The organism is Synechococcus sp. BMK-MC-1 (assembly GCF_014279955.1).
Classification (GTDB): Bacteria; Cyanobacteriota; Cyanobacteriia; order PCC-6307; family Cyanobiaceae; genus Synechococcus_C.
Genome location: NZ_CP047939.1, coordinates 589,439 through 607,902, shown reverse-complemented (window position 1 = coordinate 607,902; position 18,464 = coordinate 589,439). Strand labels below are relative to the sequence as shown.

The 18,464-nt window shown below is 60.1% G+C and carries 19 protein-coding genes, 2 tRNA genes and 1 rRNA gene; 12 read left to right on the top strand and 10 right to left on the bottom strand.

Annotated elements, in window-relative coordinates:
• Positions 1 to 7 precede the first annotated feature (7 nt).
• Complete coding sequence (locus tag SynBMKMC1_RS03230) at positions 8 to 631, bottom strand: DUF4079 family protein (protein WP_255486367.1); 624 nt, start codon at positions 629 to 631, stop codon at positions 8 to 10.
• A complete protein-coding gene (cobI, locus tag SynBMKMC1_RS03225; protein WP_186473299.1) occupies positions 631 to 1,356 on the bottom strand; it encodes a precorrin-2 C(20)-methyltransferase in 726 nt (241 codons plus the stop codon). Before cobI ends, SynBMKMC1_RS03230 begins: the two co-directional genes overlap by 1 nt.
• A gap of 119 nt (positions 1,357 to 1,475) precedes the next feature.
• On the opposite strand from cobI, the gene SynBMKMC1_RS03220 reads away from it, so the two are divergent.
• Complete coding sequence (locus tag SynBMKMC1_RS03220; RefSeq protein ID WP_186472683.1) at positions 1,476 to 2,051, top strand: acireductone dioxygenase; 576 nt, start codon at positions 1,476 to 1,478, stop codon at positions 2,049 to 2,051.
• 12 nt (positions 2,052 to 2,063) lie between these two features.
• On the opposite strand, the gene SynBMKMC1_RS03215 is transcribed toward SynBMKMC1_RS03220, so the two are convergent.
• The gene (locus tag SynBMKMC1_RS03215; protein ID WP_186472682.1) at positions 2,064 to 2,300 is read right to left on the bottom strand and encodes a hypothetical protein; all 237 of its coding nucleotides are present in this window, start codon (positions 2,298 to 2,300) and stop codon (positions 2,064 to 2,066) included.
• 356 nt (positions 2,301 to 2,656) lie between these two features.
• Here SynBMKMC1_RS03215 and SynBMKMC1_RS03210 point away from each other — a divergent pair, with 356 nt between their 5' ends.
• Positions 2,657 to 2,839, top strand: a complete 183-nt coding sequence (locus tag SynBMKMC1_RS03210; protein WP_186472681.1) for a hypothetical protein — start codon at positions 2,657 to 2,659, stop codon at positions 2,837 to 2,839.
• A gap of 31 nt (positions 2,840 to 2,870) precedes the next feature.
• Here SynBMKMC1_RS03210 and SynBMKMC1_RS03205 read toward each other — a convergent pair whose 3' ends face one another.
• Positions 2,871 to 3,521, bottom strand: a complete 651-nt coding sequence (locus SynBMKMC1_RS03205; protein WP_186472680.1) for a tRNA-(ms[2]io[6]A)-hydroxylase — start codon at positions 3,519 to 3,521, stop codon at positions 2,871 to 2,873.
• A complete protein-coding gene (aroQ, locus tag SynBMKMC1_RS03200) occupies positions 3,518 to 3,961 on the bottom strand; it encodes a type II 3-dehydroquinate dehydratase (protein WP_186472679.1) in 444 nt (147 codons plus the stop codon). The genes SynBMKMC1_RS03205 and aroQ overlap by 4 nt, the downstream gene beginning before the upstream one ends.
• A gap of 77 nt (positions 3,962 to 4,038) precedes the next feature.
• On the opposite strand from aroQ, the gene SynBMKMC1_RS03195 reads away from it, so the two are divergent.
• Together SynBMKMC1_RS03195 and SynBMKMC1_RS03190 are read left to right on the top strand one after the other, a co-directional pair.
• Positions 4,039 to 4,120, top strand: a tRNA-Tyr gene (locus SynBMKMC1_RS03195).
• 10 nt (positions 4,121 to 4,130) lie between these two features.
• Positions 4,131 to 4,202: transfer RNA gene (locus tag SynBMKMC1_RS03190), tRNA-Thr, on the top strand.
• Here SynBMKMC1_RS03190 and SynBMKMC1_RS03185 read toward each other — a convergent pair.
• Positions 4,184 to 5,638, bottom strand: coding sequence for a glycoside hydrolase family 13 protein (locus SynBMKMC1_RS03185; RefSeq protein WP_186472678.1), 1,455 nt, complete (start codon positions 5,636 to 5,638; stop codon positions 4,184 to 4,186). The two genes, SynBMKMC1_RS03190 and SynBMKMC1_RS03185, sit on opposite strands and share 19 nt — an antisense overlap.
• A 52-nt stretch (positions 5,639 to 5,690) precedes the next feature.
• On the opposite strand from SynBMKMC1_RS03185, the gene SynBMKMC1_RS03180 reads away from it, so the two are divergent.
• Both SynBMKMC1_RS03180 and SynBMKMC1_RS03175 read left to right on the top strand, forming a co-directional pair.
• A complete protein-coding gene (locus SynBMKMC1_RS03180) occupies positions 5,691 to 7,196 on the top strand; it encodes a glycerol kinase GlpK (protein WP_186472677.1) in 1,506 nt (501 codons plus the stop codon).
• A complete protein-coding gene (locus SynBMKMC1_RS03175) occupies positions 7,189 to 8,763 on the top strand; it encodes a glycerol-3-phosphate dehydrogenase/oxidase (protein ID WP_186472676.1) in 1,575 nt (524 codons plus the stop codon). The genes SynBMKMC1_RS03180 and SynBMKMC1_RS03175 overlap by 8 nt, the downstream gene beginning before the upstream one ends.
• 20 nt (positions 8,764 to 8,783) lie before the next feature.
• Here SynBMKMC1_RS03175 and SynBMKMC1_RS03170 read toward each other — a convergent pair whose 3' ends face one another.
• On the bottom strand, positions 8,784 to 10,454 hold the full coding sequence (locus SynBMKMC1_RS03170; RefSeq protein ID WP_186472675.1) for an alpha-amylase family protein: 1,671 nt from the start codon (positions 10,452 to 10,454) through the stop codon (positions 8,784 to 8,786).
• Positions 10,455 to 10,541: 87 nt separating this feature from the next.
• Between SynBMKMC1_RS03170 and SynBMKMC1_RS03165 the strand changes: the two genes are divergently transcribed.
• Positions 10,542 to 11,966, top strand: a complete 1,425-nt coding sequence (locus SynBMKMC1_RS03165; protein WP_186472674.1) for an aldehyde dehydrogenase family protein — start codon at positions 10,542 to 10,544, stop codon at positions 11,964 to 11,966.
• A gap of 78 nt (positions 11,967 to 12,044) precedes the next feature.
• A complete protein-coding gene (locus SynBMKMC1_RS03160; protein WP_186472673.1) occupies positions 12,045 to 13,094 on the top strand; it encodes a LysM peptidoglycan-binding domain-containing protein in 1,050 nt (349 codons plus the stop codon).
• Positions 13,095 to 13,102: 8 nt separating this feature from the next.
• On the opposite strand, the gene SynBMKMC1_RS03155 is transcribed toward SynBMKMC1_RS03160, so the two are convergent.
• A complete protein-coding gene (locus tag SynBMKMC1_RS03155) occupies positions 13,103 to 14,590 on the bottom strand; it encodes an ATP-dependent DNA helicase RecQ (protein WP_186472672.1) in 1,488 nt (495 codons plus the stop codon).
• Positions 14,591 to 14,632: 42 nt separating this feature from the next.
• A complete protein-coding gene (locus tag SynBMKMC1_RS03150; RefSeq protein ID WP_255486366.1) occupies positions 14,633 to 15,640 on the bottom strand; it encodes a hypothetical protein in 1,008 nt (335 codons plus the stop codon).
• Between the two features lie 169 nt (positions 15,641 to 15,809).
• Between SynBMKMC1_RS03150 and SynBMKMC1_RS03145 the strand changes: the two genes are divergently transcribed.
• From SynBMKMC1_RS03145 to mtnC, 4 genes are read left to right on the top strand one after another with little or no spacing between them, the layout of a single operon-like run.
• Entirely contained in the window at positions 15,810 to 16,019 is a 210-nt protein-coding gene (locus SynBMKMC1_RS03145; RefSeq protein WP_011932452.1) for a photosystem I reaction center subunit IV, read from the top strand.
• A 5-nt stretch (positions 16,020 to 16,024) separates the two neighbouring features.
• Positions 16,025 to 16,879 (top strand): DNA-formamidopyrimidine glycosylase, encoded by an 855-nt coding sequence (locus tag SynBMKMC1_RS03140; RefSeq protein WP_186472670.1) that lies wholly within the window; start codon positions 16,025 to 16,027, stop codon positions 16,877 to 16,879.
• A 3-nt stretch (positions 16,880 to 16,882) separates the two neighbouring features.
• Positions 16,883 to 17,500, top strand: coding sequence for a methylthioribulose 1-phosphate dehydratase (gene mtnB, locus SynBMKMC1_RS03135; protein ID WP_186472669.1), 618 nt, complete (start codon positions 16,883 to 16,885; stop codon positions 17,498 to 17,500).
• Entirely contained in the window at positions 17,467 to 18,225 is a 759-nt protein-coding gene (mtnC, locus tag SynBMKMC1_RS03130; protein ID WP_255486273.1) for an acireductone synthase, read from the top strand. The genes mtnB and mtnC overlap by 34 nt, the downstream gene beginning before the upstream one ends.
• Before the next feature lie 84 nt (positions 18,226 to 18,309).
• Here the strand turns inward: mtnC and rrf are convergent.
• Positions 18,310 to 18,426: ribosomal RNA gene (rrf, locus tag SynBMKMC1_RS03125) — 5S ribosomal RNA — on the bottom strand.
• Positions 18,427 to 18,464 lie beyond the last annotated feature (38 nt).

Sequence of the window (18,464 nt, the reverse complement as noted above, 5' to 3'; positions counted from 1 at the left end):
CTGCGGCCTAGTGCAACAGAAGGTCGCGGGTGCCGCTGATGGCCTGGGTGGCCAGGAGCAGCGCCACCAACCCATTCACCAGAACGTGCATCCGGCGAAGCCAGAGCCTGGAAGCGATTTCCCTCTGAACGGCCATGGTGAGCAGCAACAGCGCCAGGAGCAGCAGTCCGCCCCAGGTATGGGAGTGCCAAATCATGGTCTCCCCGAGCGCCTCGGCAGCACCTGGGAGAGGTTGCAGCGCCATCAAAAGCAGCATCAGCCAACAGCCCCAGGCCGCGATCAGCCTTGGCACCAGGCGCCTGGAGCGCAGCAGCAACGCAAACGAACCAACGGCCACTGAGGCGGCCACAGCCGCCTTGCCCCAAAGGAGCACACCGGCCTGCGTTGAGGCCAAGGCGTGACTGAAGGCCAGCAGCACGGCCAGCAGCAATCCCCCGGTGGCCCAACGGCCGTGATCCGCATGCTCAACGGGAACCGTGGCAGCAATGGGATTGATCTGAAGCCGCCGCTCCCTGGCCAGGATGCCCAATCGAATGGTGGCACCGATCACGGGATACACGAACAGGATGATCAACACCGGATGCGCCAGCGCCAACCACTGCAGAGGGGTCAGCGAGGGGAAGGATGCGATCAAGGCAACACTTGGGGCCAGAACTGTCGAATCAGCAGAAGAGAAAAATAGGGTTTCGTCTCCTCAGACACCTCAGCTGCGCGGGCAATCCACTGATCAGGCCAACCCACCCGCTGAGCAAACACAGCCTGTTCGAGAAGATTCCGCCGTTGCAGAACGGTGCGCACCCAAGGCCAGCGCATCCCCACCTTGATCAGGCCAAGCACAGTGTGGTTCTCTTCAGCCACCTGAAGAAGGGCCTCCAGTGGAGCGCTGGACTCGGGGCAAGGACGAATGAGTAAGCCTTCCTGCTGAAAAGCCAGCGGCAGATCCAAGCCCTGCGATGGCGCGGCAGCGGCGGCCGCACAGACCGCAGGAATACCGGGAACCAAACGGAAAGGAAGATCGGGATGGCGCTCGCGCAAGGCCAGCTGTACATAACTACCGGTCGCGAACAGGGAGACATCACCCTCACAAAGAAGAACGACCCGACGACCTTCCCCCACCAGCTGAGCCAGCCGATCAGCAGCACAGCGCCATGCATCGATCCGGGGCCCCGCTTCCGCCACCATTGGAAACAACAGGGGCAAACGTTGCTGATCAGGCTTCAGCCAACGCTCGGCAATGGTGAGCGCCATGCCTGTGCCTCCCTCCCGGCCCACGGGATAGGCCACGACCTCCGCCTGCTCCACAGCCCGCACAGCGGCAATCGTGAGCAACTCCGGATCTCCGGGGCCTACACCCACAAGCGTGAGGGAATTCGACGATGACCCTGAAGGTTTGAGCAACGTTTGAACGCAGGCGACAACCGCTCCAGCATGCTGAAACAAGTGCAACGAGAACACCCCAGACAGGGTTTGAAGCCATGAGTGAGCTGAGCATCTATTCCGAACAGGGAGGCGAGCCGGTTTTCAGCACGGTGGATTCGGCGCGCATCCAACACGAGCTCAGCCTGCGAGGCATTGCGTTTGATCGCTGCGCGAGCAAAGCGGAGCTCGCGCTTGATGCCGATCAGGCCGTCATTCTCTCGACCTATGCCGAGGAGATTCACCGGATCCAGGCCCTCGGCGATTACCCCACCGTTGATGCCATCCGCATGAAGCCTGATCATCCGGATCGCCAGGCCCTGCGCCAAAAGTTTCTCAGTGAACACACCCACGCCGAAGACGAAGTGCGTCTCTTCGTGGAGGGACGGGGTTTGTTTTGCCTTCACATCCGCCATGAGGTGCTTCTGGTGACGTGCGAAGCCAACGACTGGATCAGCGTTCCGGCTGGAACCCGGCATTGGTTCGACATGGGCGAAAGGCCCTGGTTCTGCGCAATCCGTTTTTCCAACAACCCCAGCGGATGGGTCGCCAACTTCACAAACGATCCGATTGCTGAGAGGTTCCCGAGGCTCTTGAGCTCACAAGCCAACCCAGCAGAAACCGTTCACCCCTGAACGCGCCAGGGGCTAAGCCGCAAGAAGCAAACGAGCATCCACCGAAGACCTCAGCCCCTTCTCTTGGCGGCCGCGGGAGGTACCCACAGACTCTGGATCGCCAAGAAGCCAGGCTGCTTCCAGATCGGCACAACGGCTGATCAGATCGCGCACTAGGGGATTGGCCTTCAAGCCTTCCCACTGCTCATCGGTGGTGCCATTGCGCAGCGCTTGCAGGGAGTCGGCAACAGCTGTTACGGGGTCAGACACGCGACAAACAACGGTGACTGGGTCAATTTTAGAACTGCCACTCGATCACTGGCGGATCTCTTCAGACTTCTTTTGGACGCGAGTGGCGAACCATTGCGAAGCAGCGACCTCGCCCCCCGAAGAACTGCAAACAGAAGGCTTTGGCGAGGCGCGCAAGCCGTCCACCCGGAAGCGGCCGCAAGAAACCACAAAAGACTTCATAATCCCGAGAACAATCAACAACAATCTTCATCTCTCGCAAAATCAAGAGATGACTGGTTCACAGGCCTTCACAAGGTAATGACTTATTGACATTCACTCGTCTCAATAGCGCAGCCGAGGAATGATGTTCATAACAAAGAGGCATAGGAGAATCCATGGCTCGTCGTCGCACCCTTCCAAGACCTGCAACAAACAGCACCCAGAATCTCTACGAGCTGTTGATTGCAGTCGGAGTTTGTATCACCTTTGCTGGCATCTTCAGCACGAGCTACCTGGCCATCCTGGAAGGAGCCAGAGCCCCCTTCCAGGCTTGGATCACTGGCAGCACATTTTTCTAAAACCCAACAAAATTGATCTGGCCTTCAGGCGTTAGGCAATCACACCAACCGAGTGCATGCGCACGTCCTCAGAGCAGCTCAGATTCCCTTTCAGTGCATCAACCTCTGCAGCAGCCAACTGTTCGAGCCGAGGAATGATCACATCGCGCGAATAGCGCTGCTCACACAGCACCCAATAGAGACCGAAGTGACGCGCTTCACTTTTTAAAAGGCCTCCGTAGAGCTCTCTCAAACCCGGATCCGGACTGTTTTGGGCCAGCAACGCCATGCGTTCGTGGCTGCGGGCCTCAATCAAGCCTGCGATCAAGAAGGAATCCAGCATGCGCTCGGGCTCTCCCCGGCGCACCTGCTTGGCCAGAAGGGCTCCATAGGCAGGAGAACGAAGTGGTTCCAGATAACGGCCACGGGATTTGAGGAGCGCAAGCACTTGCTCAAAATGCTCCAGCTCTTCCCGCGCCAAAGGGCTGAGAACTTCGCCCAGGCCTGGTTCACAGAGGTAGCGGAACATCAATTGAACCGCCGATCCCGCTGCCTTGCGCTCGCAATGGGCATGGTCGATCAACACCTCCATAGGCCTGGCATTGGCCTGTTCAACCCAGCGCTCACTCGTGGGAGCTGCCAACCAGCGGATCGAGGCAATCGATGAGCCTGAGCGGTTCACCGTTGAACTGGCGTGGCTCATGCCTCCACTCCCCTGAGGTGGTTCACCAAGCCATCAAAAGCCATGTCGTAACTGAAGGCGCCGAATCCACACACCACACCCAGGGCACGGTCGGCGAGATAGGAGTGGTGCCGGAAGGACTCGCGGGCATGAATGTTGCTCAGATGCACTTCCACGAATGGAATCGCCACCCCCAGCAGAGCGTCGCGCAGGGCGATGGACGTGTGGGTGTAAGCACCGGCATTGATCAGGATTCCGTCGACCGAGCCCATCGCCTGATGGACCCGTTCCACCAACGCTCCCTCGAAATTGCTTTGAAACGTTTCGAGTTGCACCTCAGCCTCCGAGGCCTGATCTCTCAAACGCAGTTCTATGTCCGACAGCGTCTGGTGCCCGTAAAGCCCAGGCTCCCGCTGACCCAGCAGGTTGATGTTGGGGCCATTGAGCAGCAGCAGACGCATCACCCGCAGGAACGCTGGGTCCTGATCGTATCGACCACCCAGGTCAGATGGGCTGGTAAGTTCTTCCAGTGTGGTTCGGGTCGGTGCCCGAGTGGTTAATGGGGGCGGACTGTAAATCCGCTGGCTCTGCCTACGTTGGTTCAAATCCAACCCGGCCCATCCACCACATGCCCTTGTAGCTCAGCGGTAGAGCACTCCCTTGGTAAGGGAGAGGTCTCGAGTTCAAGTCTCGACAAGGGCTTCAATTCCTTCTCCGGGCACCGAGGAGAACACAACAGCTGACTGGGGGGCCAGTACGCCATCGTTGACGTGAAACGTGCCGGCCTCCCAGAGAACACTGTCGACGTTCTCCGGGCACGCGAGGCGGCGACGGCGGCTGCGGTTGATCAGCACCGACACCGTGGGGCTGCGGCGAGACCGCCCCAGCAATCCCTCGTCTCCCTGCACGCACCAGGTCCAGCCGTCAGCGATGGGGCCAGCGAGAGAGCGTCTTAAACCCAACAGGTCCTTCACCATTGGCTGCAGGTCCTGAGGGACGGGTCCCGACCAGGGGTAGGCCTCACGGCACCCGGGCTCTGGGCCTCCGCTCAACCCCACCTCCGTGCCGTAGTAGAGGCAGGGAGCTCCAGGTTGGAGGCAGAGCAGGAGCAACGCCAGTCGCAGTGCTTTGGCGTCCCCCCGCAGGGTGTGCAAGGCCCTGGGAACGTCATGACTGTCGAGCAGGTTGAGCTGGCTGCCGTTCACCTCGGGGGAATACCAACCCAAGGTCTGGTTCACACAGGCAATCCACTGCTCACCATTCAGGCGGTTGAGCGGATACATCGGGTTGCGATCGCCTGGCCTCAACCTGGCACCAGCAGCCCAACAGAGACTGCTCCAGCCCAGGCGGTAATTCATCACGCCATCAAACTGATCGCCCTGCAACCAGGGACGGGCGTCACCCCAGATCTCGCCAACGATCCAGGCGTTGGGGTTGACGGCCTTCACCATGCCGCGGAAATCAACCCAGAACCCATGGGGAACCTCATCGGGCACATCCAAGCGCCAGCCATCGATACCGCGTTCAAGCCAGTGCCGCCCCGCCGCCAGCAGATGGTCATGCACCGCCGGATTGGCGTGGTTGAACTTGGGTAGTGCCGGATCATTCCACCAGCAGCTGTAACCGCAAGACTGTCCTTTGCGGGGGTAAGGGATCAGGGGCCAGCGATGCACGGTGAACCAGTCCCGGTAAGGGGACGATGGGCCGTTCTCTAGCAGGTGGTGAAAGGCCCAGAAGCCTCGGCCGCAGTGATTGAACACGCCATCGAGGATCAGACGCATGCCGCGGCCATGCAGCGCTCTGATCAAGGCATCCAGAGCAGCATCCCCCCCCAGAAGAGGATCCACCTGGAAATAGTCGTAGGCGTGATAACGGTGGTTGGCCGCTGAACTGAACACAGGGGTGAGATACAGACAGGTGACCCCCAGCTCCTGCAGATGATCGAGAGCCTCGATCACGCCGTAAAGATCCCCCCCCTGAAACCCCTGCTGCTGAGGGCTGGTGCCCCAGGGCTGCAAGACGAGGCTGGATTGCGCCTTCACCCTGCCGCTGCGCCGGAAGCGATCGGGAAAAATCTGATACACCACGGCTTCAGACACCCAAGCGGGCGTGCTCACCGTTGCGACATCCCGCAGCATGACCTTTGCAGCCGGGCATCACCACCGCTAGCACTGAAAAAACAGGAGTGCCATGGTTCGTTCGCCCCTCCTGCTGGCACTGGATCAAGGCACCAGCAGTTCACGCGCTGTTTTGTTTGACGAGCAGGGACAGGCGGTGGCCAGCGCCTCTGCGCCCTTGAACATCCACTACCCCGCCGATGGCTGGGTCGAACAGACGCCAATGGAGATCTGGGCCAGTCAGCGCCAGGCGATGGCGCGTCTGGAGCAGACGATCAGCGCAGAGCAACGCCAGGCGGTGGTGGCCTGCGGCATCACCAATCAGCGCGAAACCACCATCCTTTGGCGCCGCAGCGACGGCGCTCCCTGCGGACCCGCCCTGGTCTGGCAGGACGGGCGCACCGCCGATGTGTGCGCAGCCTGGAAAAGGGAGGGACTGGAACGGGACTGGCGGACACGCACAGGCCTGATGCTCGACCCCTATTTCAGCGCCAGCAAGATCCAATGGCTGCTCCAAAACCACGACGAAGCCTCCAGAGCAGCCGCCCAGGGAGACCTCTGCTTCGGGACGGTGGAAAGCTGGTTGCTGTGGCACCTGAGCGGGGCCCGTCGCCACTGCTCGGACATGAGCAATGCCAGTCGCACCCTGCTCATGGATCTTGAGCAACGCCAATGGGTACCTGCATTTTGTGACCACATCGGGCTCCCCTGCAACGCCCTGCCCGATCTGGTGCCCTGTCGCGGCGACTTCGGAACGATCGCCAGCGACTGCCCCTTCGCCGGAGTGCCGATCTGTGCACTCCTGGGCGACCAGCAGGCGGCAACACTCGGACAACTCTGTTTGGAACCAGGAGAAGCCAAATGCACCTACGGAACCGGTGCTTTCCTGGTGATCAACACCGGGAGCGAAATCAAGCGCAGTGACGCTGGGCTGCTGAGCACCCTCGGCTGGACCGATGACCAGGGCACTCCCACGTACTGCCTGGAGGGCAGCCTTTTCAATGCCGGCACCGTCGTGCAGTGGCTGCGTGATGGCTTGGAGATCATTGATTCAGCCGAGGAGGTGAACCGCCTGGCCCTCACCGTTGACGACGCTGCGGGGGTGATGCTCGTCCCAGCCTTCACCGGCTGGGGGACCCCCCATTGGGATCCCCAGGCCCGCGGCCTGCTGATGGGCCTCACCCGCGACAGCCGGCGGGGACACATCGCCCGAGCCGCGCTCGAGGGAATTGCTCTTTCCGTGGCGGGGTTGGTTCGACTGGCCGAGCAGGCAAGCGGCCATGAACTGGGTGAACTGGCCGTCGATGGCGGTGCTGCCGCTTCAGATCCCCTGCTTCAGGCCCAAGCCGACAGCACAGGGCTGCGCGTGCGTCGCCCTTCCCAGTTGGAGAGCACCGCACGGGGCGTCGCCTTGCTGGCAGGCCTTCAGTGCGATGTGGTTTCCGATCTGCAAAGCCTTCTTCCCCAACGTGAGCAGAACACCCAACTGTTCATGCCTCGCCTTGATCTTGATCAGCGACAGACTTGGTTGCGACGCTGGGATGACGCCGTTTCACGGAGCCTCCATTGGCATGAATGACACAGGCTTCGATCTCCTGGTGATCGGCGGAGGTGCCAGCGGTGCCTGCGTTGCCTACGAGGGCGTGCGCCGCGGCCTGCGTGTGGCCTTGCTGGAGGGCCATGACCTGGGAGGTGGCACCAGTTGCCGCAGCACCAAGTTGCTGCACGGAGGGGTTCGCTACCTCGAGCTTGCGTTCAAAACCGCCGACACAGCGCAGCTGCGCTTGGTGAGGGAAGCCTTGCTGGAGCGCGGTCACTGGCTCCAGCAAGCTCCCTTTTTGGCCAAACGCCTCGAACTGGCCCTGCCAACAGACGGAGTGATCGGCCAGGCCTACTACCGCCTCGGGCTTGGCCTTTACGACGCACTCTCGGGCCGCTCAGGGATTGGAAGCAGTCGCCTGCTGTCAAGCCAACAGCTGCGCCATGCCCTGCCCGCCCTTCGAGACGACATCACCCGAGGTGTGGCCTACAGCGACGGGCAGTTTGATGATGCGCGCCTCAACCTGCTGATGGCACTCACCGCGGAGCAAGCGGGCGCGGTCGTGAGCACCCGCACGCGGGTTGTCGCTCTGGAAACCGACAGCAGCGGCAGGCTCTGCGGTGCGATCAGTGAAAGCGCCAGCGGGCAGAACGAGCGCTGGCAGGCGAAGGTGGTTGTGAATGCCACTGGGATTCACTCCGACACGATTCGGAGAATGGCTGATCCCTCCTGCGAGGAGAGGATGCTCACCAGCCGGGGCATTCACCTCGTGCTCAAGCAAACCCTTTGCCCAGAGGGGGTCGGCCTGCTGCTCCCGTCCACCGATGACGGGCGGGTGCTGTTCATGCTTCCGTTCTTCGGGCGAACCCTGGTGGGCACCACCGACACCCCCTGCCCCCAAGAGCAAGCCTTCGCTCCAGCGGAGAACGAAGTGAAGTACCTCCTGGATTACGTGCAGCGCTGGTTTCCTGCACTCGACCCCGTTGATGTGGGCAGCTGCTGGGCTGGGGGACGCCCCCTGCTGAAGCCGGCCGGTGCCGATGTGAACAGCAGCCGTGTTGTGCGTGAGCACGAGGTGGAAACCCTGGCCTGCGGGCTGGTGAGTGTGATGGGAGGCAAGTGGACCACCTGCCGGCCCATGGCCAACGACACCCTCCAAGCGGTGGAGCAGCAGCTCGGACACACCCTCAAAGCGCCTGGGGCACTGCCTCTGATCGGAAGCGCCCCCGATCCCCTGCAAACGCCTGCTCTGCTCCAGACCCAACACGCTTCTCTGGAATCACTGTTGCCAGACACGCCTCAGCGCTCGCAGCAGATTGCCCATCTCCAGGCCAACCACGGGCTTGCAGCAGCACAGTGGGTGTCGAGCTGGTCGAACGACGACCGACAGCCCCTCAGCGAGGTGATTCCTGTCTGCCGGGGTGAGCTTCGCCATGCGATCACCCATGAGCATGCGCGCGGCGTCACGGATGTGCTCTGCCGGCGCACACGCCTGGGCATGGTGGATCAGCAGGATGCCGAGCGACTGCGCCCGAACGTGAGCGAACTGCTGGCGCAGGCTGGCCACGGCGGTGCTGACGCGGAGGCCCTGGATCTGTCCCGCTGACTGCGGTCCCCAGCCACCCGTCAGCTGTCCTGCAACCCGTCGCTCTGCTCTTCAACCTCACCCAGCAACCACCAGTTGAAGCCGTGGGCTGGCAGGTACACAAACCAGTTCGCTGAGGCGGGTGGGTACTCACACCCCCACATCACTTCCCGGGTTCTCTCGCCCTCCCAGCGACTGAGATCGAGTTGCAGAGATGCTCCTGCTGCAGAGAGATTGGCCGCAACCAACACGGTCATCCTTCCGTCGCAGCGCACGTAGCTGAGCACACTGGGATGCACGCTGGGAAGCAACTCGAAATCACCATGGCGCAACGCCGGCAGCAACCGACGGCAGGTGAGCATGCGCCGATGCCAGTTGAGCAGTGATCCCGGGAGTTGCTTCTGCACCTCCACATTCACCACTCGGTAGTCGTATCCAGGCGCTGTGATGGGCGGCAACACCAGCAAAGGATCAGGGGCCGACGAGAAACCTCCATTGCGGGCTGGTGTCCAAGCCATCGGCGTGCGGTTGGGATCCCGGTCTCGCAAGCCAGGCCAATCCCCCATGCCGAGCTCGTCGCCGTAATAAAGACAAGGCATCCCCGGCAAGCTGTAAAGCAAACCGTGCAACACACGATTCGACCCCGGGTCGCCGTTGAGCAGAGGCGCCAGGCGTCGATTGATCCCCCAGTTGAGCCAGTGGCCCTGGCCCTGATGAAGCCCAGCACGAATGATCTGGATCACCTCCTCGGGAATCAGATGACCGTCTCCAAGCCACAGTTCGTCGTGGTTACGCAGGGGTAAGGCCCAGCGACATCCACAAACAGCGTCCTGGGCATCCTGAAGACACTGACGCAGATGCTCCGTGGATCCGCTGGCAATGGCTGCGAACAGATGCGCTGTGAGAACAAAGTTGAAAGCACCATGCAGCTCATCGTCGGCAAGGTATGGAGCAGCCTCCTTCACCGGTTGGATCGCCTCGGCAAGGAGCAGCACATCGCGGCCATGGGAATCCACCCGCTCCCGCAACCGCTTCAGAAAGGCATGGGTTTCCGGCAAGCCCTCGCAACGGGAATTCTCCTCTTCGCAGAGAAAGGGCACCGCATCCAAACGGAAACCATCGACGCCGCGCTCGATCCAGAAATCCACCACCTCAAGCATCTCCTCCTGGACCAAGGGATTGGCGTAATTGAGGTCGGGCTGATGACGCAGGAAGCGGTGAAGGTAATACTGCCCCGCGACGTCATCCCATTCCCAATTGGATGATTCGAAATGGCGGAACAGCACGGGAGCATCCGCATAGCGATGGGGATCGTCGCTCCAGACGTACACCTCTCGCTCCGGCGTTCCCTGCGGCGCCCAACGCGCTCTCTGAAACCAGGGATGAAGCGTGCTGGTGTGATTCAGCACCAAATCCATCACCACCTTCAAACCCTGTCCATGGGCTGCGGTGAGAAAGCGATGAAAGGCCGCCAGATCGCCCAGATCTGGATGGATCGCCTTGAAATCAGTGATGTCATACCCACCGTCCAGCAGGGGGGATGGGTAAACCGGAGTGAGCCAGATCGCTTCCACCCCAAGCCAGCGCAGATAGGGCAACCGACTCGCTAAACCCTGCAGATCTCCCACGCCATCGCCGTTGCCATCGGCATAGCTGCGCACGATCAGTTGGTAGATCACGGCGCCGTTCCACCACGGCTGCTGGTTCGGCATCCGATTGATGCTTTCTCACTCCGTAGTAATGACGACGGAGGCTTCCGTCATCCCCTTCGCAATGGATGCAGGGGAAGACCTGCAAACATGCAACGGTCGCAGGGAACCGTGATGGTTCAGATCGCCGAGAGCAGCCCCTTCTCAGCTACAGATCTCGACGCGCTGCGCGCGCCCGTGGTGACAGGGACAAGCCGTCCAGAAGCCTGGCGTCGTCTCCAGCTGGATCGCTTGCATGCTCTCGTCTGTGGCCACGAGCAGGAGGTGTTGGACGCGCTCCACCAGGACCTCCTCAAGCCTCCTCTCGAGGGGATGGCCGAGGTGGTGTCCCTGCTGCAGGAATTGAAGCTGGCCCGGCGGAACCTGCGCCGGTGGATGCGCCCTCAATCGATTCGGGTCCCGCTCGTGCAACAGCCCGGACGCGCCCAGCTGATCCGGGAACCACTGGGCTGCGTGCTTCTCATCGGTCCCTGGAATCTGCCCTTCAGTCTCACGTTCTGGCCTTTGGTCAGTGCCCTGGCCGCGGGGAACACGGCCGTGATCAAGCCTTCTGAGCAGGCGACGGCTACGGCTGAGTTGATTGAACGGCTGGTTCCTCTCTACTTTCCCGGTGATGTGGTTCGGGTCGTCAACGGGGACGCCCGCGTGGCGGCGAATCTGGTCAGGCTCCGCTTTGACCACATCTTTTTCACAGGAGGAGGGCGGATTGGAGCCAAAGTGCTCGAAGGGGCAGCGGCCAATCTCACGCCGGTGACCCTGGAGCTGGGGGGCAAGAACCCTGCGGTGGTGATTCCCGGGGCTGATCTCGCGGTCACAGCAAGGCGCTTGATCTGGGGAAAGGGATTCAACGCTGGACAAGCCTGTGTGGCTCCCGATCACATCCTGGTGGACCAAAGCCTGAGGGAGCCACTCCTTCAGGCCATGACCGACCAGCGGCGCGCGCTCTATGGAGCCAACCCAGTGCAGTCAGAGCACTTGGCGTCACTGATTTCAGAACGTCATTACCAACGCTTGGCAGGCCTGCTCGACACAGCACGGTCTGAAGGCCGCGTGCTGCTTGGAGGGGAATGTGATGCAACCCAGCGCAGGATTGCCCCAACACTGATCAGCATCCAAAACGACAGTGACCCACTGATGGCTGATGAACTGTTCGGCCCTCTGCTGCCGATGATTGAAATTCCCGATTTCAAAGCGGCCATCACCCGTCTTCAACAGCAGGACAAACCCCTTGCCATTTATCTGTTTGGTGGAGATCCCAGTGAGCAAGACCAACTGCTGCACTCCACGAGCTCCGGCACCGTCTGTTTCAACGACGTCATCCTTCAGGCGGGTGTGCCAGGGCTTCCCTTCGGTGGCGTCGGAGCCAGTGGCATGGGCACCCACCATGGCGAGGCTGGATTCCGCACGTTTTCACATGAACGCTCGGTGCTGAAACGGCCGTTCTGGCTCGATCTGCCGCAGCGCTATCCGCCCTACACCTTGAAGCCTGAAACATTCCGTCGCCTCTTGAGCTGAGTTTCTCTGACGAGCGGATGAAGCAGGGCTGGCGTCCCGCGGGAGGCACCTTATGGTTCGCCCAGCCGCCGGAGACGTATGCGCCGCACCCTATTAACACTCCTCGCCCTCATCGCTCTGTCCCCCCTTCCGGCAGGCGCTGCGAATGTGACAGTGAAAGCCGGAGAAACGCTTTCCGACATCGCGGCTCGCTACGGAGTGTCCGTGGGCCGTTTGATGCGCGAGAACGGACTTCGCGACTCCAACCATGTGGAAGCGGGGCAGACCCTGCGTCTTCCAAGCGGCGGCGCGGCAGGCGTCACTGCCGGTAAGGGTCGGCACACGGTGCGCTCTGGAGACACACTCAGTGCGATCGCTGTGCAGTACGGCGTGAGCGAGCGCCAGCTGATGACGCTGAACGGCCTCGCCAGTGCCGATCATGTGGAACGGGGTCAGACACTCAAATTACCCAGCAACGCTGTACTTCCAAAACCAAAAACAGCCAGCAAACCCAAGCGCAAGCCTGTGCCGGTGAAGGCTGATCCCAACGCCACCAGCCACACCGTGGCCCGAGGCCAAACCCTCACGCAGATCGCCAAGGCCTATGAGATTCCTGTGGCTTCTCTGGTGAGCATCAATGCCATTGAGGACCCCAACCAGGTGACCGTTGGCACCAAGCTGATGCTTCGAGCCAGCGCCACGCAACCCGTCACCGCAGTGGCCAGTAACGACCAGCCTCAACGTGCCGCTGTTCCCAAGAGCAACGAGCAACCCAAGCCCACAGCAACGGTCAAACCCCAGCCCACAGCTACAGCTACAGCCAAGCCCAAGCCCGCAGCCAAGGTCCAGCCGGTGACCACAGCCAAGGTCAACGCAGCGAAAACAGCCCCTGCCAGTCAACCGAACAAAGCGAACTGGAAGACCTACGGCCCTCTTCAGGTGGACTGGGCGAACTGGCAGTTAATGGGAGGCAGTGACGTCGCACCAACATTGAATAGCGATGGACAGACGCTTTATGTGGCCGTGAACTGCTCGGCTGGAAAGATCAACGTGACGGGCGCCAACGGAAACTGGAAGACCTGGATTGCGCCCCAGTCGAACTTCGAACGCGATTTGTTGAAGGACCGCTGCAAATCCGCGAAGGGCTGAGCGAGGGTTCAGGCCGCGTAGTGAAGAGGCCATGGGCGATGCATGAAGCGTCGTCCGCTCTCTCTGATGTAAAGCCGCTGGTTGCCGTCATCACTCTCCTGAATCAGTTCTTCCTGAACCAGACGTCTGGCGAGCCATCCCCAGTGGGCTGACGGTCCCTCTTCGCTGTTCAAGACATCGCTCAGCCGTCTGGCATCGGTTCCGCAGTCCTCCGCGAGCTTCTCCAAGAGGATTTGGGCTTCATCCGACCAGTTCTGCCGACGACACTCCATCTGACATCGGTCGCAGCGACCGCAAGGTGGCACCAGCTCACCGACAGACAGCAAGAGTGCTTGCTCCCGGCACCCTTCTCCCTCGGCCACAGCCTCCATCCGCCGCAACTGCCGCTGAGCCAAGGCAACGCGATGGGCTTCGTCGGTGTTGTCTTGGCTTTTTGTGCGGCGTAGAGAGGCTTGCATCGCCCAGCCGAGGGTGGTGCGATCAGCAGGGGAGAACAACACCAAGCAATGGGCCGGCAATCCATCACGACCAGCGCGACCTGATTCCTGCAGATAACCCTCAGGGGTGCTCGGCAGATCGAGGTGAAGCACCAAGCCCACATCGGAGCGATCCACGCCCATTCCGAACGCGACCGTGGCCACCAGCACGGGACCATCGCTGCCAAGAAAATGCTCAAGAGCTCGCAGTCGAACGTCCGGGTCAAGCCCAGCGTGGTAGGCGATGGCCTCAATGCCAGTGGAGCGGAGCCTCTCAGCCCAGTGCTCCACCGAGCGACGGGTCCGGGCATAGATCAGAGAAGCGCCTCTGGCTTGGTGAATGGCTGCAACCACCTCCTGGAGGGGATCTTTCACACGCCTGCGCATGGCGTAATGCAGATTGGTCCGCCGGGCCGATCCCACCTGAATCAGTGGACGGCGAAGATGCAACAAGCGGAGGATGTCGGCGCGAACGCGAGGCGCCGCTGTGGCGCTCAGTGCCACCATCGGCACCCCTGGGCAGAGTTCTCTCAGCTGCCCCAGCCGTCGGTAATCAGGGCGGAAGTCATGGCCCCAGGCACTAATGCAATGGGCTTCATCAACAGCCAGCGCAACAAGCTGACCCGACGCCGTCTGCTCCTGCAAGAGAGAACGGGTTGCCTCCCCCTGGAGCCGCTCCGGTGCCAGATAAAGAAGCCTGAGAGTTCCGGCCTCAGCTTGTTCAAGAATGCGGCGACGCTCCTCGAGCTCGATCCCTCCGTGCAAGCAGGCTGCTGCAATCCCCCGACGGCGTAGCTGGAGAACCTGATCCTCCATCAGAGCCACCAGCGGTGAGATCACGACCACCAAGCCAGAGCGCACAAGAGCCGGAAGTTGGTAGCAGAGCGACTTGCCACCACCGGTTGGGAGCACCGCAAGGCAATCCTTGCCTGCCAGAAGACACTCCACGACGGGACGCTGGCCCGATCGAAAGGATGACCATCCGTAATAACGCTGCAGCGCCGTCAGCAGCAAATCCACGACACACCACAGGTGGTGTGTCCACCATACCGAGCGCCAGATCTAGAGAACAGGTGGGTCCAGCTGATCGGGTGATTCCTCAACCAACTGCAAGCGAACCCGCTTGCCGCCAGCCAGTTCCCCCAGAGAGACGCGCATGGTGGCCCCACTCAGGCTCTGCAGCGCGGACAGCACATCTCTTAGATAAGGCGTGCTGCTACCGCTCTCCACCCACAGCCGCTCCTGAAGACCGCCGAGCCGGCGCCAGGAGGTGTGCAGCTTGAGCACGGCGGACTCCAGGGCATGGGCCTGACCGACGGCATCCGCGAGGAGCCCAAGCGCATCAAGCCTCTGGGCTTCCTGCATCGCTTTCTCAAGATCCAGCTCACCTTGTTGAAACGCACGCACGGCCTCTCCCGATTCCGTGGCCTTGGTGATCCATCGCGCTGTATGGGTGACGTCTTTGATGCGATCGAGCTCTGGTTCGTCGCGAAGAACCTTGCGCAGATCCTCTTGTTGGGGCTCTGGAAGCTTGGAGAGTTCCCGCACCAGGGGCGCCACAACTTTGGGAGGCAGAAGGTTCTGCTGCGTCCTCTCCCTGATCTCCTCTGGCAGGAGAGGACTTGTCGCTGCCGTGAACTCGTCGGCCAGCCGTCGCACCTGCTTCCGCGTAATTTCCTGTCCTTCATTGGCGGCTTCGGAGATCATCAATTGCACCTCCGGCTCTGCCAGGGAGGTTTCCATGAAGGCTCTCTTTGAGAACTGATTCACGCTGGAGGGCTCCAAAACACCCTCTCCGAGCATCTGCTCAGCCGATTCCGCCAGTTGGATGAGGCCGTAAGCCCGCGTCTTGCTGATCTCACGTTCTCGAAGCCACTGCAGAAACCCCGCACCCCGTCCCTCACCACCGCGCTTTTCGCGATCACGCACAGCCTTGAGAATTCGTCCTCTCCAGATCTCGGTCTGCAGGTCGAACTTGTCGCACACCGTCCATGCCTCCTCCAGCCGAGCCAGAAACTCCATGGTGCTGATGTCGTCCTGCTCCGGATCGGGCAGATCGAGCTCCAACATTGGAGGTTCAGGGGACGAGGGCAACACAAACCGCATCACAACAGAGGTTGGATGCTGCCATGCCACCCGCCGGAGCAGGTGAAACCTCACGAAGACATTGTGTGACGCATCAGCAACGGGGTGCCGACACCGAGATACGCTCCTGATGCCTCCCAGTTTCAGCGCAGCGATGGCGATCTCCCGCGGTGACATGGTGCGCATCAAGCGCCCCGAGTCCTACTGGTACAACGAAGTCGGCAAAGTGGCTTCCATCGATACCTCCGGCATTCGTTATCCGGTTGTGGTTCGCTTCGAGCAGGTGAACTACAACGGCATCTCCGGTTCCGAAGGCGGCATCAATACGAACAACTTCGCTGAATCGGAACTCGAGCCAGCCTGAGTCCGTTGCCGGAACTTCCGGAAGTTGAAACGGTTCGCCGAGGATTAGCGAACCGTCTTCAGTCTTTCGTGATTGACGACATCGAGGTTCTTCGTGACCGCGCAGTCGCGAGTCCAGGAGGACCGCAGGCTCTGTGCCTTGGCCTGCGTGGGCAAAAGGTCGGTGCCTGGAGCCGACGAGGGAAGTACCTGGTCGCGCAGCTCCACGATCCGCAAACGGGGCATTGCAACGGTGTGTGGGGTGTTCATCTGCGCATGACGGGCCAATTTCAATGGCATCCAACACCAACTGAACCCTGCCGTCACACACGCGTTCGCCTCTGGAATACCGCTGGCGAAGAACTGCGGTTTGTCGATCTGCGCAGTTTTGGGGAAATGTGGTTTGTGCCCCAGAACGTTTCGATCGACGCTGTGATCACAGGACTCCAACGGTTGGGTCCTGAGCCTTTCAGTGAAGAGTTCAACGCAACCTACTTAGAACAAAAACTGAAGGGGTCAACGCGATCGATCAAAGCTGCTCTTTTGGATCAAGCGGTGGTAGCTGGCGCTGGCAACATCTATGCCGACGAAAGCCTCTTTGCAGCGGGCATTGCCCCCGATCGCAAGGCGGGTGAACTCAACCTCCCTGAACTGGAACGCTTGTGCACATGCCTGGTGGATGTGCTCGAAATGAGCATCGGAGCCGGAGGGACGACCTTCAGCGATTTTCGCGACCTCGAAGGTGTGAATGGCAACTATGGGGGCCAGGCATCGGTCTATCGGCGAACAGGCCAACCCTGCCTGGTTTGCGGCACGCCTATCGAACGCCAACGCCTCGGAGGACGCAGCACCCACTGGTGTCCTGTCTGCCAACAAGGTTGAACCATGCGACAGCACACTTACAGACAGCAATTGATCAACACCATCCGCAACTTGCACAACCGCGGGTGGTGTGACGGCACCGGCGGAAATTTCAGCGTCGTTGCTGAACAAGATCCACTGAAACTGATCATGGCTCCCAGCGGCGTTGACAAGGGATCCTTAGATGCAACAGATCTGATTGAAGTCAATGGTCACGGAGAGGTAATCAATGGAGAAGGGAAGGCCAGTGCAGAAACATTGATGCATCTGAAAATCGTCAAACAGTGCTCTGCAGGAGCTGTTCTGCACACCCATTCAGTGAATGGAACGCTCCTTTCCAGCTTGCATCAGGCAGCTGGTCATTTGAAACTGGAGGGCTGGGAGATGCTGAAGGGGCTGTCAGGCATCAGCACCCACGACACAACAGTTGAGCTGCCGATCATCAAAAACAATCAGGATTTAGAGGTCCTAAGCAAACAAGCAAGCCGCTTCTTAAAGGAAGCCCCCTCAGGTTTACTGGTCGCAGGTCATGGCCTTTACGCATGGGGTGAGGATCTTTTTCAAGCCCAGCGGCATACTGAAATCATTGAATTCCTGCTTGAGCTTTCATGGAGACAACATCTACTCAACAGAACACTGTGATCAAAGCCATTGTTCTTGATATCGAAGGGACAACATGCCCTGTCACTTTTGTGTCACAGACGCTGTTCCCCTTTGCACGCCGACAACTCTCAAAAACAATTTGCAGCGAGAACCGACCATCCAATGTGACAGCGGCAATCGAAGAGGCCATTGCCGAATGGAAGAATGATCCCGAATCCAAAAGCCAAGCACTCTTACTTCGGGCAAGCAATCAGAACGAACCGACGATAGAGGACATTATTCACTATTTCGACCATCTCATACAACATGATCGAAAATCAACGGCACTAAAGGAGCTCCAAGGAATCATATGGGAGCAAGGCTATGCCGCTGGCGAACTCCAGTCTCCTTTATATGGAGACGTCATTCCCGCTCTCAATGCATGGACACAGCAAGGAATCACACTCGCCGTGTATTCATCGGGGAGTGTCAAAGCACAACAGTTGCTCTATGCCCACACAACCGACGGAGATATCACCAATCGATTCAGCCAATGGTTTGACACGCGCACAGGGCCAAAGCTCAATACAGATAGTTATCGAATCATTAGTCAAGCCATTGGCCTCAAGCCAGCATCAATTCTCTTTGTGAGCGATCACCCTAGAGAATGCGATGCGGCAGCCGAAGCAGGAATGGAAACCCGATTTTGCTTGCGCGAAGGCAATCCTTTTAGCGATGGCGGTGATCATCAAATGATCCACAATCTGGGCGAGATCAAACTCTGAGCTTGGCTCTGGATCAAAGCCACAAAAAAAGCCACCCCTATCGGGATGGCTTTCTTTGGATCACGTCCGTGATCTGAATGTTTTACCTGGCATCGAGCTATTTTCTCAGGGGGCTACCCCCCAAATATCGTCGCCGCTGCTGCGTTTCACAACCGAGTTCGAGATGGATCGGAGTGGTTCCACAGCGCCATGGACACCAGGATAGAAACATTCCCAAGGGTTGAACCCTGAGAACTGCA

Excerpts from the sequence above, each read along its gene's own strand:
- SynBMKMC1_RS03160 (WP_186472673.1), top strand. The coding sequence starts at position 12,045 with ATGCGCCGCACCCTATTAACACTCCTCGCCCTCATCGCTCTGTCCCCC.
- SynBMKMC1_RS03180 (WP_186472677.1), top strand. The coding sequence starts at position 5,691 with ATGGTTCGTTCGCCCCTCCTGCTGGCACTGGATCAAGGCACCAGCAGT.
- SynBMKMC1_RS03145 (WP_011932452.1), top strand. The coding sequence starts at position 15,810 with ATGGCGATCTCCCGCGGTGACATGGTGCGCATCAAGCGCCCCGAGTCC.
- SynBMKMC1_RS03165 (WP_186472674.1), top strand. The coding sequence starts at position 10,542 with ATGCAACGGTCGCAGGGAACCGTGATGGTTCAGATCGCCGAGAGCAGC.
- SynBMKMC1_RS03150 (WP_255486366.1), bottom strand. The coding sequence starts at position 15,640 with ATGTTGGAGCTCGATCTGCCCGATCCGGAGCAGGACGACATCAGCACC.
- aroQ (WP_186472679.1), bottom strand. The coding sequence starts at position 3,961 with ATGCGTCTGCTGCTGCTCAATGGCCCCAACATCAACCTGCTGGGTCAG.
- SynBMKMC1_RS03170 (WP_186472675.1), bottom strand. The coding sequence starts at position 10,454 with ATGCCGAACCAGCAGCCGTGGTGGAACGGCGCCGTGATCTACCAACTG.
- mtnB (WP_186472669.1), top strand. The coding sequence starts at position 16,883 with ATGCGACAGCACACTTACAGACAGCAATTGATCAACACCATCCGCAAC.
- SynBMKMC1_RS03210 (WP_186472681.1), top strand. The coding sequence starts at position 2,657 with ATGGCTCGTCGTCGCACCCTTCCAAGACCTGCAACAAACAGCACCCAG.
- SynBMKMC1_RS03175 (WP_186472676.1), top strand. The coding sequence starts at position 7,189 with ATGAATGACACAGGCTTCGATCTCCTGGTGATCGGCGGAGGTGCCAGC.
- mtnC (WP_255486273.1), top strand. The coding sequence starts at position 17,467 with ATGGAGACAACATCTACTCAACAGAACACTGTGATCAAAGCCATTGTT.
- SynBMKMC1_RS03185 (WP_186472678.1), bottom strand. The coding sequence starts at position 5,638 with ATGCTGCGGGATGTCGCAACGGTGAGCACGCCCGCTTGGGTGTCTGAA.
- SynBMKMC1_RS03205 (WP_186472680.1), bottom strand. The coding sequence starts at position 3,521 with ATGAGCCACGCCAGTTCAACGGTGAACCGCTCAGGCTCATCGATTGCC.
- SynBMKMC1_RS03220 (WP_186472683.1), top strand. The coding sequence starts at position 1,476 with ATGAGTGAGCTGAGCATCTATTCCGAACAGGGAGGCGAGCCGGTTTTC.